Genomic DNA, 13,328 nt, shown 5'->3' with positions numbered 1-13,328 from the left:
CCGATCACTCGGTGCCGCCGGCCGCCGGCGGCGCGATCACGTTGAACATCATCGTCGAGTGGGTCTCGCGCGGGGCGCGCCTGCGCGCCGCGGTGCGCACCGCGTCCACCATCGGATGCGGCCCGGCACACCGACAGGGGTGCCCGTCCAGCGCCCGCCGGATCTCCACCTCGCCCGGCTCGGAGCTGCGGGCCAGCAGCGCACACGCGGACGCGACCACTCCCGGCACGCAGTATCCGCACTGGACCGCGCCGGACTCGACCAGCGCGCGCTGCACCCCGGCGGTCTCCGGGTCGTTGTCCAGGTCCTCGATGGTGCGCACCTCGCGGTCGCCCAGGGTGGCCGCCGCGACCAGACACGCGGAGACCGCGACCCCGTCCAGGTGCACCGTGCAGGTCCCGCAGACGCCCTGTCCGCAGCCGTCCTTGGCGCCGGGCAGGCCGAGCCGCTCGCGCAGCACGTACAGCAGGTTCTCGCCGATCCAGGCGTTCTCGATCAGCCGCGCCTCGCCGTTGACGCGCAGGACGTACGACGTGGTGGGGGCCGCGTCGAAGTCGAACCCGGGGCCGCTCATCCGCCGAACGCCCGTTGTACCGCGCGCCGCGCGCACACCGCGACCACGTGCCGCAGGTGCGCCCGGGCGGCCCGCTGTTCCGCCTCGGGCCGGATCTCGTCCGCGACCAACCGGCCGAAGTCGGCCGCGTCGCGCGCGTCCGAGAGCCGACCCGTGTGCGGGTCCATCCGTCCCGCCAGCCATTGTTCGGCCGCGAACGCGCGCACCGGACCGGGATGCGCCCCGCCGACCGCACAACGCACGTCGCCGACCACGGGACCGGCCACCAGCGCCAGGGTCAGGTGTCGCCCACCACCCACCGGCGCCTTGACGAACTCCTGCACGCCGCGCAGCAACGGCACCCGCACGCCGGTGATCAACTCCCCCGGGCGCAACAGTTGTTCGGCGATCGGACCCGCCTGGGGCGCGAGCAGATGCGGGGCGACCTCGCGCACTCCGCCCGGCGAACGGCAGGACACGGTGGCCTCCAGGGCGGCGAGTACGGGCAGCGAGTCGGCGGCGCGGCCGCTCGCGAGGATGTTGCCGCCCAGCGTGCCCATCGCGCGCACCTGCGCGGTGCCCACCTCGTTGGCGGCGGCGGCCAACGCCGGGACGAGCGAGGCCAGGTCGGCGTCCGCGAGCCGGGCCCAGGTCAGCCCGGCGCCGAGCATGACGAAATCGCCCTCGTAACCCCACCGCCGCAGGTCGGCGACCTTGGCCAGACCCACCAGGGCCGGCGGTCGCACCGTTCCGGCGTTGACGCGGGGCATGAGGTCGGTCCCCCCGGCCACCGGCAGTGCCCGGGGATCGCGCGCGAGGGCGTCCACGGCCTCGTCGAGCGACAGCGGCATCAAGATCGTCGCGTCCACAGCGCCGCCCACCCTATTGCCACGCGCCGACCGAAAGGGCCGACCCGGCACAGATTTGAGGCAACCCGAAACCCCGGCACTCCCGAACGCCACCAGGCCCGCCCAGACCCGCTCCGAAGCCGTAAAACACCGGCCTCCGACCAAATCGAACGGACCTTCCCGACCGACACGAGACGCGACGCCGGCGCGACGCCGAACGCCACCCGAACGGGATGCGAGAGACGCCACCCGAACGGGATGCGAGACAGGAGGCGGGACCGGAAGCCGAACCCGACACCCGAAGCCCCGCACCCGGGCAACGCAAGAGGCGCCGGTCACCACGACCGACGCCTCCGGCACCATCAGTACATCCGCGGCGACCTACTTCTTGCCGCCGCTCTTGCCACCGCTCTTGTCCTTGTCGCCACCGGCCCCGCCGGCCGGCATCGTTTCGTAGATCTCCTTGCACATCGGGCAGACCGGGTACTTCTTCGGGTCGCGACCCGGCACCCAGACCTTGCCGCAAAGGGCGATGACCGGGCTCCCGGACATCGCGCTTTCCATGATCTTGTCGCGCTGGACGTAGTGCGCGAAGCGCTCGTGGTCACCGTCGCCGTGGGAGAGCTTCGGCGTCTCCTCGATCAGCGTGCCGGTGCCCGTCCCGTGCTCCGGCTCCGGGAAGCTCTGGGGAGTGGTCATGCCCACCAGGATAGCCAGACGTCGGCGGCACCGAACGGCGCGTTGGATCACGCCCGCGTCGCGGTCCGCACCACCCGGCGCACGCCCGGGCCCGGCCCCGCTCCGGCCCCGCCCCGCCGTCAGTTCAGCGTCGGATCCTCCGGATACGTGGCGACCATGGCCAACTCGCCCACCTGGCGCCGCAGTACCGCCCGCCACAGCCGGTCCGGCGCGGGTGTGAACGCGTCGCCCGGCTCGGAGTCGACCACGTACCACGCACCGGACTTGAGCTCGGTCTCCAACTGCCCCGGCCCCCACCCCGCGTACCCGGCGAACACCCGCATCGAGCCGAAGTCGGCGGCGACCAGTTCGGGCGGCACGTCCAGGTCGACCAGCCCCAGGCCGCCGTGCACGCGACGCCAGCCCAGCGGCTCGGCCCCGCCCGGCACCGACGCGATGGCCAGTGCCGAGTCCATCGCGACCGGACCGCCCTGGAAGACCACGGGCGGCTCGCTGACGATCTTGGACCACGGCACGAGCACGTCGTTGACGTCCACCGGGCTGGGGCGGTTGATCACCACGCCGAGGGTGCCGTCCTCGTCGTGCTCCAGGAGGAAGACCACACACCGGTCGAAGTTGGGATCGGCCAGCGCGGGCGTGGCCACGAGCAGGCGTCCGGTGAGCGTTACCTCGGTCATGCGCTCATGATCCCGCAACCGCCGCGTCGCGGTGTGCCACCCCGCGAGGAAGTCGGCCGGCGAGTGTCAGCGCGCCGAGGGCGCCGAGCAGATCCGCGGCCACGTCCCACGGGTCGCCGCTGCGGTGCGGAAGCAGGAAATGCTGGACCAGTTCGCTCTCCACCGCGTGTGCCGCGAGCGCCGCGCCCAGCACGAACGGACCGATTCCGACACGCCGACCGGTCCAGGCTATGGCCGCGAACGAGAGAAAATGCACGATCTTGTCACGATGTGGAACAAACGGCGCCGGGTCGCCCGGACTGCCCGGATTGAACAGGAGGACCAGGTTCACCAGCACCGCTCCCGCGAATGCCCAGTACGCAAGCCTGCCGACGGTCATCCGACCCCTTCGGTCACGGGCCGAACGACCCTTTTTCCCGGGCCCTTCGGCGCCGTGAGTCGGCACGGGAGCGGCACCGGTCCCACTACCGTGTAGCGCTGTCGGCCCATCTCCCCTGTCGGCTTCGGTACCCACAGAAGTGCGAGGATTCATGCAAGACGACGTGCTCTTGGTTCACGGCGGTTCCCCGCTTGAGGGCGAGGTTCGCGTCAAGGGCGCCAAGAACCTGGTGCCGAAGGCGATGGTGGCCGCACTCCTGGGCGAGGCGCCGAGTCGGCTGCGCAACGTCCCGGAGATCAGCGATGTACGCATCGTCAAGGGCCTGCTGCAACTGCACGGCGTGGCGGTGCGCGACGGCGACGAGCCCGGCGAGCTGCTGATGGACCCGACCCAGGTCGAACAGGCCAACGTCGCGGACATCGACGCGCACGCGGGTTCGAGCCGGATCCCGATCCTGTTCTGCGGGCCGCTGCTGCACCGACTGGGTCGCGCGTTCATCCCGGACCTGGGCGGCTGCATGATCGGCGACCGACCGATCGACTTCCACCTCAGCGTGCTGCGCGAGTTCGGCGCGGTGATCACCAAGCGCCCCGAGGGGCTCTACATCGAGGCGCCCAACGGCCTCAAGGGCACCAAGGTCAGCCTGCCGTTCCCCAGCGTGGGCGCCACCGAGCAGGTGCTGCTGGCCGCGGTGCGCGCGGAGGGCACCACCGAGCTGTCCAACGCGGCGGTGGAGCCGGAGATCATAGACCTCATCTGCGTGCTCCAGAAGATGGGCGCGATCATCTCGGTGACCACGGACCGGGTGATCCGGATCACCGGCGTGTCCAAGCTCGGCGGCTACGACCACCGCGCCCTGCCGGACCGCCTGGAGGCCGCCTCCTGGGCCTGCGCGGCGCTGGCCACCCACGGCGACATCTACGTCCGCGGCGCCCGCCAGCTCGACATGATGACGTTCCTGAACGTCTTCCGTCAGGTCGGCGGCGCGTTCTCGATCGAGGACGAGGGCATCCGCTTCTGGCACCCGGGCGGTCCGCTGAACGCGATCGCGCTGGAGACCGACGTGCACCCCGGCTTCCAGACCGACTGGCAGCAGCCGCTGGTGGTCGCGTTGACCCAGGCCACCGGGCTGTCCATCGTGCACGAGACGGTCTACGAGCGGCGGCTCGGCTTCACCTCCGCGCTCAACCAGATGGGCGCCACGATCCAGCTCTACAGCGAGTGCCTGGGCGGCACGCCGTGCCGCTTCGGCCAGCGCAACTTCCAGCACTCCGCGGTCATCTCCGGACCGGCCAAGCTGCACGCGACCGACCTGGACATCCCGGACCTGCGCGCGGGCTTCTCGTACCTGATCGCCGCCCTCGCCGCGGAGGGCACCTCGCGGGTCACCGGCATCGACCTGATCGAACGCGGCTACGAGGACTTCCAGGCCAAGCTGGAGGCCCTGGGCGCCCGCGTGGAGCTGCCGATGCGGGTCACCGAGAGCGTCGCCTGACGATTTTCCGCCGGCCGCTCGGGCCCCGGTGCCCCCTTCCCGGGGCCACAGGGGCCCGAGGAGGGCCGGAACGGGTCCGGGTGGACCCCACAACGCCGGAAGGGCGGCTTCCCCGAGGGGAAGCCGCCCTTCCGGTTTTCCTCCGGGGCGCTACGGGCTTACTTGCCCGAGGCCGCGGCCTTGAGCTTCGAGCCCGCCGAAACCTTGACGCCGAAGCCGGCCGGGATGTCGATCGGGTCACCGGTCTGCGGGTTCCGCGCGGTGCGGGCAGCGCGGTGGGTGCGCTCGAAGGTGAGGAAGCCCGGGATCGAGACCTTCTCGTCACCCTTGGCGACGATCTCGCCGACGACGTCGGCGAGCGCGCTCAGTACGGCGTCCGCGTCCTTGCGGGTCACGTCGGCGCGCTCCGCGAGGGCGGCCACCAGCTCACTGCGGTTCATGTGTCACTCCCGTGTCTTGCTGACCTCCGCCGACGACCACGAACGTGGTCGCAAACGTGGTTCAGTCCAACTCGCTGTTCTTGCCCCGGGGACGAATCCTGCACTCATCCATGCCCGGAAGCTAATCAAGGACACGCGAAATCACTGGGAAAGCCCCGTGATTTCGCGGTTCCGGCAGATTACGGGGCCGTTCGGGGGCCCCTGCAACCGGGATCCGTACGGACAGTACGACGATCATCCCGCAGGGTTCCGACGCTCATCCCGCAGGGTTCTGCCGCTCCGCCAACACCGCGTCCCGCACCGCCGCCGCCACCACGGCGGACACCTCCGGGTGGAAAACGCTCGGAATGATGTAGTTCGGGTTCACTTCGTCGTCGGTGACCACCGACGCCAGCGCCCGCGCGGCGGCGAGCAGCATGTCGTTGGTGATGTGCCGGCTCTGCGCGTCCACCAGACCTCGGAAGACACCCGGGAAGACGAGCACGTTGTTGATCTGGTTCGGGAAGTCGCTGCGGCCGGTGGCGACCACCGCGGCGTGCTCCAGGGCCGCCGCCGGGTCCACCTCGGGATCCGGGTTGGCCAGCGCGAACACGATCGAGTCCGGGGCCATCGCGGCGATGTCGGAGCCGGCGAGTACGTTCGGCGCCGACACGCCGATGAACACGTCCGCGCCGACCACGGCCTCCTTGAGGGTGCCGCTGAGGGCCTGTTCGTTGGTGTGCTCGGCGATCCAGCGCAGGTCCTCGCCCATGTCCGTACGACCCGTGTGCACCACGCCGTGTACGTCCGCGACCACCACGTGGCCGGCGCCCGCGGACAGCAGAAGTTTGAGGATCGCCGTGCCCGCCGCGCCCGCGCCGGACATGACGATGCGCACATTCTCGATCTTCTTGCCGACCACCCGCAGGGCGTTGGTGAGCGCCGCCAGCACCACGATCGCGGTGCCGTGCTGGTCGTCGTGGAAGACCGGGATGTCCAGCGTCTCGCGCAGCCGACGCTCGATCTCGAAGCAGCGCGGCGCGGAGATGTCCTCCAGGTTGATCCCGGCGAAGCCCGGCGCCATCACCTGTACCGCCCGGACGATCTCGTCCGGGTCCTGGGTGTCCAGGCAGATCGGCCAGGCGTCGATCCCGGCGAACCGCTTGAACAGGGCCGCCTTGCCCTCCATCACCGGCAGCGCGGCCTTGGGGCCGATGTTGCCCAGGCCCAGCACCGCAGAGCCGTCGGTGACCACCGCGACGGTGTTGCGCTTGATGGTCAGCCGGCGCGCGTCGTCCGGGTTCTCCGCGATGGCCAGACACACCCGGGCCACACCCGGGGTGTAGATCATCGAGAGGTCGTCACGGTTGCGGATCGGATGCTTGGACTGCATCTCGATCTTGCCGCCGAGGTGCATCAGGAAGGTTCGGTCCGAGACCTTGCCGAGGGTGACCCCCTCGATCTGCCGGATCGCCTCGACGAGCCGGTCCGCGTGGTCGGTCGAGGTCGCGGCGATCGTGACGTCGATCCGCAGGCGCTCGTGGCCGGACGCGGTGACGTCGAGCGCGGTGATCGACCCCCCGGCGGATTCGACCGTATTGGTGAGCCGGCTGACCGATCGGCCCCCCGCGGGGACCTCCAGCCGAGCCGTGATCGAGTACGAGGCGCTGGGCGCTGCGGGCATGAACTCTTTCTCCTCCGATCGCTGCGACACCCGTTTCCCACGGCGTCGCATCGCTCCCGATGGTCTCACTTCGTGGACACGGACGGGGCCGCGGGCCGCGCCGCGGCCCCGCTCTACCCGGAGCCGACGGCTCCGCAAACTGTGATCCTCCTCCTTCGCCGATCATTCCGGCGCCGCCGGACGGTCGGCTACGCTGGTCGACGACACCGGCTCGATCCAAGCCCCCGGGCCCAACCATTAGTCCCTACGAGGGACCACTTGCCGAGAGGCGAGCATTGGCGGGTCGGTGTCCTCGACTTCGCGAACCGGCGGCCCCCAGGGCCGCCGGTTCGTCGCTTTCGGGAACGCACGCCTCTTCCGGGATGCACGGTCTCCCGGAGCACACAGCTTTCCCGGAACGCAAAAAGACCCGGTGTGCAGGCACACCGGGTCTTTTCGTCAACAGGGGTGGAGGTGGCGGGAATTGAACCCGCGTCCTACGGTGCAGAACCAGAGCTTCTCCGAGCGCAGTCCACAACGATTTTCTCGGCCCCGGTGTTCACGTGGACAAGACACCGACAGGCCCAGTTACTGTTTTTTGTCCCGTACCACCCCGTAACCGGGTCGTACGGTGGAGTCCCCTAGATTATGCCAGGGTCCGGAGCGGGGACGCATCCGGTCTGACACCTTCGGATACTCGCTTAGGCAGCGAGGGCGAAGGAATCGCGCTTGGTATCGGCGATTATTTGTTTGCGACAGGTGGTTAACGAGATCATTGTCGCTTCCTCGGCTCGCTTCCTCTGCTTCGACAGCCGCAGTCGAAACCGATCACCCCCTATTGAGTTGTCAAGCAACCACCGAGGCTCCGAGGAACCCTGGTGCCCTGCCCGACGGCCCGACCCGCCACACCTGCTCGGCCCGAACCACGCACATCGTACGGTCCAACGTCGGACCGGTCCACTTCATTCCCGGCGGGTCACGCTCGGCGGCCGCGCACGTACTTCGACATCACGCGCTCCGTCTCGCGCCGGTCCTGCTGCTCGCGCAGGGTCTGTCGTTTGTCGTAGTTCTTCTTGCCCTTGGCCAGCGCCAGTTCGAGTTTGGCCCGACCGTCCTTGAAGTACAGGCTGAGCGGCACCAGGGTGTGACCCGTTTCCTGGGTCTCCTGGATCAGCTTCTCGATCTCGTGCCGGTGCAACAGCAGCTTGCGTTTGCGCCGCGCCGTGTGATTGGTCCACGTGCCCTGCGAGTACTCCGAGATGTGCACGTTGTGCAGCCACACCTCGCCGCCGTCGATGCTGGCGTAGCCGTCCACCAGGGACGCCTTGCCGGCCCGCAACGACTTGACCTCGGTGCCGGTCAGGACGAGGCCGACTTCGAGGGTGTCCTCGATGAGGTAGTCGTGCCGCGCCTTCTTGTTCTGCGCGATGAGCTTGCGCCCGGTCTCTTTCGCCATGATCCCTGCATTCTCGCGCATCGCCGCAAGCTCATTACCCGCCCGGCCCCACGCCGTTCACAACCACAGTGCCGGGTCGACGAAGTCGCCGTCCACGAGCACCTCGAAATGCAGGTGTGCGCCGGTGGACCAGCCGGTGTTGCCCGATCGGCCGACCTGATCGCCGCGCGGGATCCGCTGCCCCTCGCGCACGGTGATCCGGGACAGGTGGTTGTAGGTCGTGGTCAGCGCGACCCCGCCGACCCGCCCGTGCGAGAGCACCACGCGGTAGCCGTACGCCGCGTTGTAGCCGGTCTGCACGACCGTGCCCGCGCGGGCGGCGGTCACCGAGGTGTCCTCGGGGACGGCGAAGTCGGTGCCGGTGTGCAGCTTCGTGTACTCCAGGATCGGGTGGTAACGCATCCCGAAGTCCGAGCTGACCGGGCCGCGCACCGGGTGGGACAGCGCGCCGCCCTGCATCGAGGACGCGGCCGGGCGACCGCTCGCGGCGGCCGGCGCGTTGCTCCGGTTCACCAGCTCGGTCAGCCGCTTCTGCTCGGCCCGGATCGCCTCGTAGCGCTGCTGGTCGGCCGCCTTCTCCTCACGCGCGGTGACCAGCGCCGCCTCGCGTTGCGCCGCCAGCGCGGTCACCCTGGCCGCCGCGTCGTTCGCGGCCTTCTCCAGCGCGACCACCTCGACCAGTTGTCGCCCGGCCTCCGCGTGCCGGACCCGGGCCTCCTCCCGCCGGCGCTCCAGCTCGGCCCGCCGCAGGTCGATCGCGTCGCGGGTGCGCTCCAGCCGCGCGATCGTCTCGTGGTCCGCCTGGAGCATCTGCCGGTATCCCTGGAGATTGCTCAGCAGCTCCGCCGGGGTCTGCGCGCGCAGGATCATCGACAACTGCGCCATTGCGCCGTTGCGGTACGCCCGACCCACCAGCCGCGTGACGTCCTCGCGCACCGCCTGGGTCGCCGCCGCCACATCGCGCAGCTCGGCCTCGGCGGTGGCCACCGCGGCCCGGGCCAGTTCCACGCCGTGCGCCAGTTCGGCGCTGCGGGCCTGCGCCCGGGCCACCCGCGCCCGGGCCTGGTCCAGGGCCGCCCGGGCACCCGGCCTGGCCGCCTCGGCCTCCGCGTACGCGGTCTCCGCGGTGGCCAGGCGGGCCAGCGACGCGTCCAGGTCGGCCCGCATGTCCTTGGCCGCGACGTCGGCACGCTGCTTTCGCACGTGCGCGTCGCCGTCGTCGCCGTCGGCGTACGCGGGCACGAAACCCACCGCGGCGGCCGTGATCACCACGAGCACCGACAATCCGAGTCGCCTCGTCCGAATTCCTCCCATGATCACAAGAAACGCGCAATCGTCGATGATTGCCACGACCCACACCGGTATGGAAGTAATACGAACCCATCCGGTCGCATACAGACGTTCGAAGGCCCTGTTCCGCCGCGGCGGAACAGGGCCTTCGAAGCGGATCCGCACGCGGATCCCGGGATCGGACGAAGGTCAGACCTTGAGGTACTTGAGGAGCGTGAAGAACGACGCGATCGCGGACATCAACACCCCGAAGACGACCAGCAACGGCAGGGTGGCCAGCACCGGCCCCCACCCGATCAACTCGAATGCGTTGAACTGCTGCCCGAGCCCCTTCTTGACGCCGAAGAAGAACCCGGTGCTCAACAGACCGGAGGCCAGCGCACCGCCCAGCAGGCCGGCGATGGCGGATTCCATGATGAACGGCAATTGGATGTAGAGATTCGACGCGCCGACGAGTCGCATGATGCCCGTTTCCCGCCTACGGCTGAACGCCGAGACCCGGGCCGTGTTGACGATCAGCAGAATCGCCACCAGGAGCATGAAGCCCATCACGCCGATCGCGGCCCATTGCGCGTTGTTCAGCAGCTTGAAGAACGGTTCCAGGATCTTGCGCTGGTCCTGGACCGACTGCACGCCCGGTCTGCCCGCGAACGCGCTCGCCACGACCTGGTACTTGGTCGGGTCCTTCAACTTGACCCGGAAGGATTCCGGCAACTGGTCGGCGGTCACGCTGCCGGACAGCGGCGATTCCTTGTTCTGGTCCTTGAAGTGCTGGAACGCTTCCTGCTTGGTCTCGTAGTAGGTCTTCTCCACGAGGGCCATCCGACTGAGTTCCTGACGGAACCCCTCGCGCTGCTCGTTCGAGACCTCGCCGCCCTCGCACCCGGGGCCGTGGTCGCTCTTGCCGCACAGGAAGATCGAGACCTCGACCCGGTCGTACCAGAAGTCCTTCATCTCGTTCACCTGAACGCGCAGCAGCAGACCCGCTCCGGCCAGCGTGAGGGACAGCGCGACACTGACGATCACCGCGATCGTCATGGTCAGGTTCCGGCGGAGACCGACTCCGATCTCCGAGAGGACGAACTGGGCGCGCATGATGTCCTAGTCGCTAGGGGCGCGGCCGGACTGCCGCGCCGTGGTGGTCCGGTGGATCAGTGCTGGTAGCCGTACACGCCGCGAGACTGGTCGCGGACCAGTCGGCCCTGCTCCAGCTCGATGACGCGCTTGCGCATCTGGTCCACGATCGCCTGGTCGTGCGTGGCCATCAGAATCGTGGTGCCCGTCCGGTTGATCCGGTCGAGCAGCTTCATGATGCCGACGCTGTTCTGCGGGTCGAGGTTGCCGGTGGGCTCGTCGGCGATGAGGATCATCGGCCGGTTCACGAAGGCACGCGCGATCGCCACGCGCTGCTGTTCACCACCGGACAGTTCGCCGGGCATGCGGTCTTCCTTGCCGCCCAGGCCCACCAGGTCCAGAACCTCCGGTACCACCTTGCGGATCGTGCCTCGGGGCTTGCCGATCACCTCGAGCGCGAACGCGACGTTCTGATAGACCGTCTTGTTGGGGAGCAGGCGGAAGTCCTGGAAGACGGTGCCCACCTGACGGCGCAGGGCCGGCACCTTCCAGTTGGACAACCGACCGAGGTCCTTGCCGGCCACGAAGATGTTGCCCAGCGATGGTCGTTCCTCTTTGAGGACGAGCCGCAGGAAGGTGGACTTACCCGAGCCCGAGGACCCGACGAGGAAGACGAACTCACCCTTCTCCACTTCGAGGGAGACGTCGTGCAACGCGGGGCGCGGCTGCTTCGGGTAGGTCTTGCTGACGTTGTCGAATCGGATCACGGTTGCATCACGGTGCGCCAGTGTAGGGGGCAGGGCATACGGCTGGGGGCACAGAGGGGGCCAAGGGACCACACTGTCCGGGGCCGGGCGCCCAGGCTCGAACAGAGTGGTCGTCGGGCATGGCCATTCCGTGAGTGTAAGCGGCACAGTGGAAGGGGACGGGAACTTCCCACCGCGTCGTGAGCGTTATGGGTAGCGATGCGTGATAGTGGAGCAAATCGAGGCGGAGGAGTCGAGATGACCTTGGACCGCCTGGTGTGCGCGAACTGTGCCGGCCTGGTCACCGAGGGTCGCTGTCCGACGTGCCGAGCGAGCCGCGAACGGCTCCGGCGCTCGAGCGGAATCAACCTCAATCCGGCCATGCTCGCGGCCCTCGCACTGCTGGTCTTGGTGTGCGCGCTGCTGCTGGCCCGCGTGGGCGGCTGAGCCGCCGTAAGACGAGTCGCCGGGCCGGATACGACGAGCCGGACGCGCGACGAAGGCCGAGAACAACCCCCCGAGACGACACGAAGGCCCTGGGTGCCCCCAGGGCCTTCGCGCTGTACAGCGGCGCTCCGCAGCTTCCGGAACCCGGATCGATCCTGTCGACAGGGCCCTGTCGACGCGTACCGATCCGAGCGGGCGCCCCGTTCTCGATGCCGGGCCTGAGCCCGGCGTCGTACCGCGGTGCCGCCCACCGTCCGTGGTCCCGAGCCGACCGTTTCACAGACGCACTCGCGATGACGCGGTGCGCCCGGCTCGGAACGCCGGGACGGCGGATTCAGTGCCCCGGAACCGCCGCGCCGGGGCACAAGTCTTCGGCTCAGGCCGCGGAGGCCTGCTGACGGCGCTTGAGTCGCGCGGGCAGCACGGTGAAGGTGAAGCCACCGGCCGCCATCGCGGCACCGCCGACGATCAGGAACGCCATGTTGGCGCCCGAACCGGTCGAGGCCAGTTCCTTGTTCGCGGGCTGCTGCGCCGCCGGAGCGGTGTCGCCGCCGCCGAAGTCGCGCACAGGCGCGTTCTGCTGGTCGCCGTTGCCGCTGGTGGTGCGGGTGTTCCCGTCGCCGCCGCAGTTCAGGTCCAGGCCGCCGGAGGCGTGCGTGGCGTCACACGTGTTGCCGCCACCGGTGTTGCCGCCCGTGCTGCCCTTCGAAGTACCGCCGGAACCGCCCGAGTTGCCCTTGGTGGTGTTGCCACCGCCCGTGGTGCCGCCACCGGATGTGGCCGCGCCGGAGCTGCCCGAGGTGCTGTTCCCGGTGGTCGAACCCGAGGTGGTGTTGCCCGTGGTCGAACCCGACGTGGTGTTGCCGGTCGTCGAACCGGACGTCGTGTTGCCGGTCGTCGAACCGGACGTCGTGTTGCCCGTGGTCGAACCCGACGTGGTCTCACCGGTCGTCGAACCCGACGTGGTGTTACCCGTGGTCGAACCGGACGTCGTGTTGCCCGTGGTCGAACCCGACGTGGTCTCACCGGTCGTCGAACCCGACGTGGTGTTACCGGTCGCACCGGACGTGGTGTTGCCCGTGGTCGAACCCGAGGTGCTGTTGCCCGTGGTCGAACCCGACGTGGTACCGGTGGTCGCACCCACGATGGTGCCGCCCGTGGTGGCTCCCACGACGGTGCCGCCGGTGGTGTTACCGGCGGTGCTGCCCGTGGTCGAACCCTCGGTCTCGCCGCCCGGGCAGGTGTGCGTCTGCTCGCACCCGTCCGAACCGTCCGTCGCGCTCGCGACGCCCGCGACCGCGAAGGACGCGCCCGCCGCGAACAGCGCGGCGGCGGCTATCCGAGCCGTCCGGACGCGCATTTTGGTTGTCATCAATTAACCCCCAGTTGGATGAGATCCCCGTATCCGCGCCGGCGCGGGTGGGGTCCCAAACGCCGTTGGGCATCACCTCGACGCTCGTCCGTGCCATCTGTCGATGCGCCTCGGACTCCGATCGGATGCGTCGTGGTAATGCCGCCGTTCAGACTGGTAACCGGGCGGATGCCGCGTCAAGGGCGTTCGGAGAGGGTTGCGGGGTTAATT

15 protein-coding genes and 1 other RNA gene are annotated in these 13,328 nt (G+C 69.4%); 3 read left to right on the top strand and 13 right to left on the bottom strand.

All coding sequences use genetic code 11. The features are described 5' to 3' along the window. Nucleotides 1-4: 4 nt before the first annotated feature. From ABZ374_RS06980 to ABZ374_RS06960, 5 genes are all read right to left on the bottom strand, one after another. Complete coding sequence (locus ABZ374_RS06980; protein WP_360307297.1) at nucleotides 5-574, bottom strand: 2Fe-2S iron-sulfur cluster-binding protein; 570 nt, start codon at nucleotides 572-574, stop codon at nucleotides 5-7. After that, nucleotides 571-1,404 (bottom strand): FAD binding domain-containing protein, encoded by an 834-nt coding sequence (locus tag ABZ374_RS06975; RefSeq protein WP_360307779.1) that lies wholly within the window; start codon nucleotides 1,402-1,404, stop codon nucleotides 571-573. Before ABZ374_RS06975 ends, ABZ374_RS06980 begins: the two co-directional genes overlap by 4 nt. Before the next feature lie 378 nt (nucleotides 1,405-1,782). Further along, on the bottom strand, nucleotides 1,783-2,100 hold the full coding sequence (locus ABZ374_RS06970) for a DUF3039 domain-containing protein (protein ID WP_360307294.1): 318 nt from the start codon (nucleotides 2,098-2,100) through the stop codon (nucleotides 1,783-1,785). Between the two features lie 119 nt (nucleotides 2,101-2,219). Beyond that, nucleotides 2,220-2,777 carry a YqgE/AlgH family protein gene (locus tag ABZ374_RS06965; protein ID WP_360307291.1) on the bottom strand — a complete coding sequence of 186 codons (558 nt, stop codon included), beginning with the start codon at nucleotides 2,775-2,777 and terminating at the stop codon, nucleotides 2,220-2,222. Nucleotides 2,778-2,781: 4 nt separating this feature from the next. Beyond that, on the bottom strand, nucleotides 2,782-3,156 hold the full coding sequence (locus ABZ374_RS06960) for a hypothetical protein (RefSeq protein ID WP_360307288.1): 375 nt from the start codon (nucleotides 3,154-3,156) through the stop codon (nucleotides 2,782-2,784). Between the two features lie 151 nt (nucleotides 3,157-3,307). On the opposite strand from ABZ374_RS06960, the gene murA reads away from it, so the two are divergent. Then, nucleotides 3,308-4,651, top strand: coding sequence for a UDP-N-acetylglucosamine 1-carboxyvinyltransferase (gene murA, locus ABZ374_RS06955; RefSeq protein WP_360307285.1), 1,344 nt, complete (start codon nucleotides 3,308-3,310; stop codon nucleotides 4,649-4,651). 158 nt (nucleotides 4,652-4,809) lie between these two features. Here murA and ABZ374_RS06950 read toward each other — a convergent pair whose 3' ends face one another. The 7 genes from ABZ374_RS06950 to ftsE form a co-directional block, all read right to left on the bottom strand. Beyond that, complete coding sequence (locus ABZ374_RS06950) at nucleotides 4,810-5,091, bottom strand: HU family DNA-binding protein (RefSeq protein ID WP_355539945.1); 282 nt, start codon at nucleotides 5,089-5,091, stop codon at nucleotides 4,810-4,812. 256 nt (nucleotides 5,092-5,347) lie between these two features. Beyond that, the gene (locus tag ABZ374_RS06945) at nucleotides 5,348-6,754 is read right to left on the bottom strand and encodes an NAD-dependent malic enzyme (protein ID WP_360307282.1); all 1,407 of its coding nucleotides are present in this window, start codon (nucleotides 6,752-6,754) and stop codon (nucleotides 5,348-5,350) included. A 445-nt stretch (nucleotides 6,755-7,199) separates the two neighbouring features. Further along, nucleotides 7,200-7,569: a transfer-messenger RNA gene (gene ssrA / locus ABZ374_RS06940) on the bottom strand. 140 nt (nucleotides 7,570-7,709) lie between these two features. After that, nucleotides 7,710-8,189 (bottom strand): SsrA-binding protein SmpB, encoded by a 480-nt coding sequence (gene smpB, locus ABZ374_RS06935; RefSeq protein ID WP_360307776.1) that lies wholly within the window; start codon nucleotides 8,187-8,189, stop codon nucleotides 7,710-7,712. 57 nt (nucleotides 8,190-8,246) lie between these two features. After that, the gene (locus ABZ374_RS06930; RefSeq protein ID WP_360307279.1) at nucleotides 8,247-9,467 is read right to left on the bottom strand and encodes a M23 family metallopeptidase; all 1,221 of its coding nucleotides are present in this window, start codon (nucleotides 9,465-9,467) and stop codon (nucleotides 8,247-8,249) included. Nucleotides 9,468-9,668: 201 nt separating this feature from the next. Then, nucleotides 9,669-10,574 (bottom strand): permease-like cell division protein FtsX, encoded by a 906-nt coding sequence (ftsX, locus tag ABZ374_RS06925; RefSeq protein WP_360307276.1) that lies wholly within the window; start codon nucleotides 10,572-10,574, stop codon nucleotides 9,669-9,671. A gap of 56 nt (nucleotides 10,575-10,630) precedes the next feature. Further along, nucleotides 10,631-11,320, bottom strand: a complete 690-nt coding sequence (gene ftsE, locus ABZ374_RS06920) for a cell division ATP-binding protein FtsE (RefSeq protein ID WP_020553326.1) — start codon at nucleotides 11,318-11,320, stop codon at nucleotides 10,631-10,633. Nucleotides 11,321-11,557: 237 nt separating this feature from the next. Between ftsE and ABZ374_RS06915 the strand changes: the two genes are divergently transcribed. Continuing rightward, on the top strand, nucleotides 11,558-11,746 hold the full coding sequence (locus ABZ374_RS06915) for a hypothetical protein (protein ID WP_360307273.1): 189 nt from the start codon (nucleotides 11,558-11,560) through the stop codon (nucleotides 11,744-11,746). Between the two features lie 376 nt (nucleotides 11,747-12,122). Here the strand turns inward: ABZ374_RS06915 and ABZ374_RS06910 are convergent, their stop codons facing one another. After that, nucleotides 12,123-12,314 carry an LPXTG cell wall anchor domain-containing protein gene (locus ABZ374_RS06910; protein WP_360307270.1) on the bottom strand — a complete coding sequence of 64 codons (192 nt, stop codon included), beginning with the start codon at nucleotides 12,312-12,314 and terminating at the stop codon, nucleotides 12,123-12,125. 88 nt (nucleotides 12,315-12,402) lie between these two features. On the opposite strand from ABZ374_RS06910, the gene ABZ374_RS06905 reads away from it, so the two are divergent. Continuing rightward, nucleotides 12,403-13,125, top strand: a complete 723-nt coding sequence (locus tag ABZ374_RS06905) for a hypothetical protein (RefSeq protein WP_360307267.1) — start codon at nucleotides 12,403-12,405, stop codon at nucleotides 13,123-13,125. Nucleotides 13,126-13,328 lie beyond the last annotated feature (203 nt).

The organism is Embleya sp. NPDC005971, assembly GCF_040629175.1.
Taxonomy (GTDB): Bacteria; Actinomycetota; Actinomycetes; order Streptomycetales; family Streptomycetaceae; genus Embleya.
The sequence above is the reverse complement of the archived record's forward strand: the minus strand, read 5'-3'. Positions and strand labels throughout refer to the sequence as shown.

What these genes read in the sequence shown, in the direction of transcription:
- ABZ374_RS06980 (WP_360307297.1), bottom strand. Translation starts at nt 574, where the DNA reads ATGAGCGGCCCCGGGTTCGACTTCGACGCGGCCCCCACCACGTCGTAC.
- ABZ374_RS06975 (WP_360307779.1), bottom strand. Translation starts at nt 1,404, where the DNA reads ATGCCGCTGTCGCTCGACGAGGCCGTGGACGCCCTCGCGCGCGATCCC.
- ABZ374_RS06970 (WP_360307294.1), bottom strand. Translation starts at nt 2,100, where the DNA reads ATGACCACTCCCCAGAGCTTCCCGGAGCCGGAGCACGGGACGGGCACC.
- ABZ374_RS06965 (WP_360307291.1), bottom strand. Translation starts at nt 2,777, where the DNA reads ATGACCGAGGTAACGCTCACCGGACGCCTGCTCGTGGCCACGCCCGCG.
- ABZ374_RS06960 (WP_360307288.1), bottom strand. Translation starts at nt 3,156, where the DNA reads ATGACCGTCGGCAGGCTTGCGTACTGGGCATTCGCGGGAGCGGTGCTG.
- murA (WP_360307285.1), top strand. Translation starts at nt 3,308, where the DNA reads ATGCAAGACGACGTGCTCTTGGTTCACGGCGGTTCCCCGCTTGAGGGC.
- ABZ374_RS06950 (WP_355539945.1), bottom strand. Translation starts at nt 5,091, where the DNA reads ATGAACCGCAGTGAGCTGGTGGCCGCCCTCGCGGAGCGCGCCGACGTG.
- ABZ374_RS06945 (WP_360307282.1), bottom strand. Translation starts at nt 6,754, where the DNA reads ATGCCCGCAGCGCCCAGCGCCTCGTACTCGATCACGGCTCGGCTGGAG.
- smpB (WP_360307776.1), bottom strand. Translation starts at nt 8,189, where the DNA reads ATGGCGAAAGAGACCGGGCGCAAGCTCATCGCGCAGAACAAGAAGGCG.
- ftsX (WP_360307276.1), bottom strand. Translation starts at nt 10,574, where the DNA reads ATGCGCGCCCAGTTCGTCCTCTCGGAGATCGGAGTCGGTCTCCGCCGG.
- ABZ374_RS06915 (WP_360307273.1), top strand. Translation starts at nt 11,558, where the DNA reads ATGACCTTGGACCGCCTGGTGTGCGCGAACTGTGCCGGCCTGGTCACC.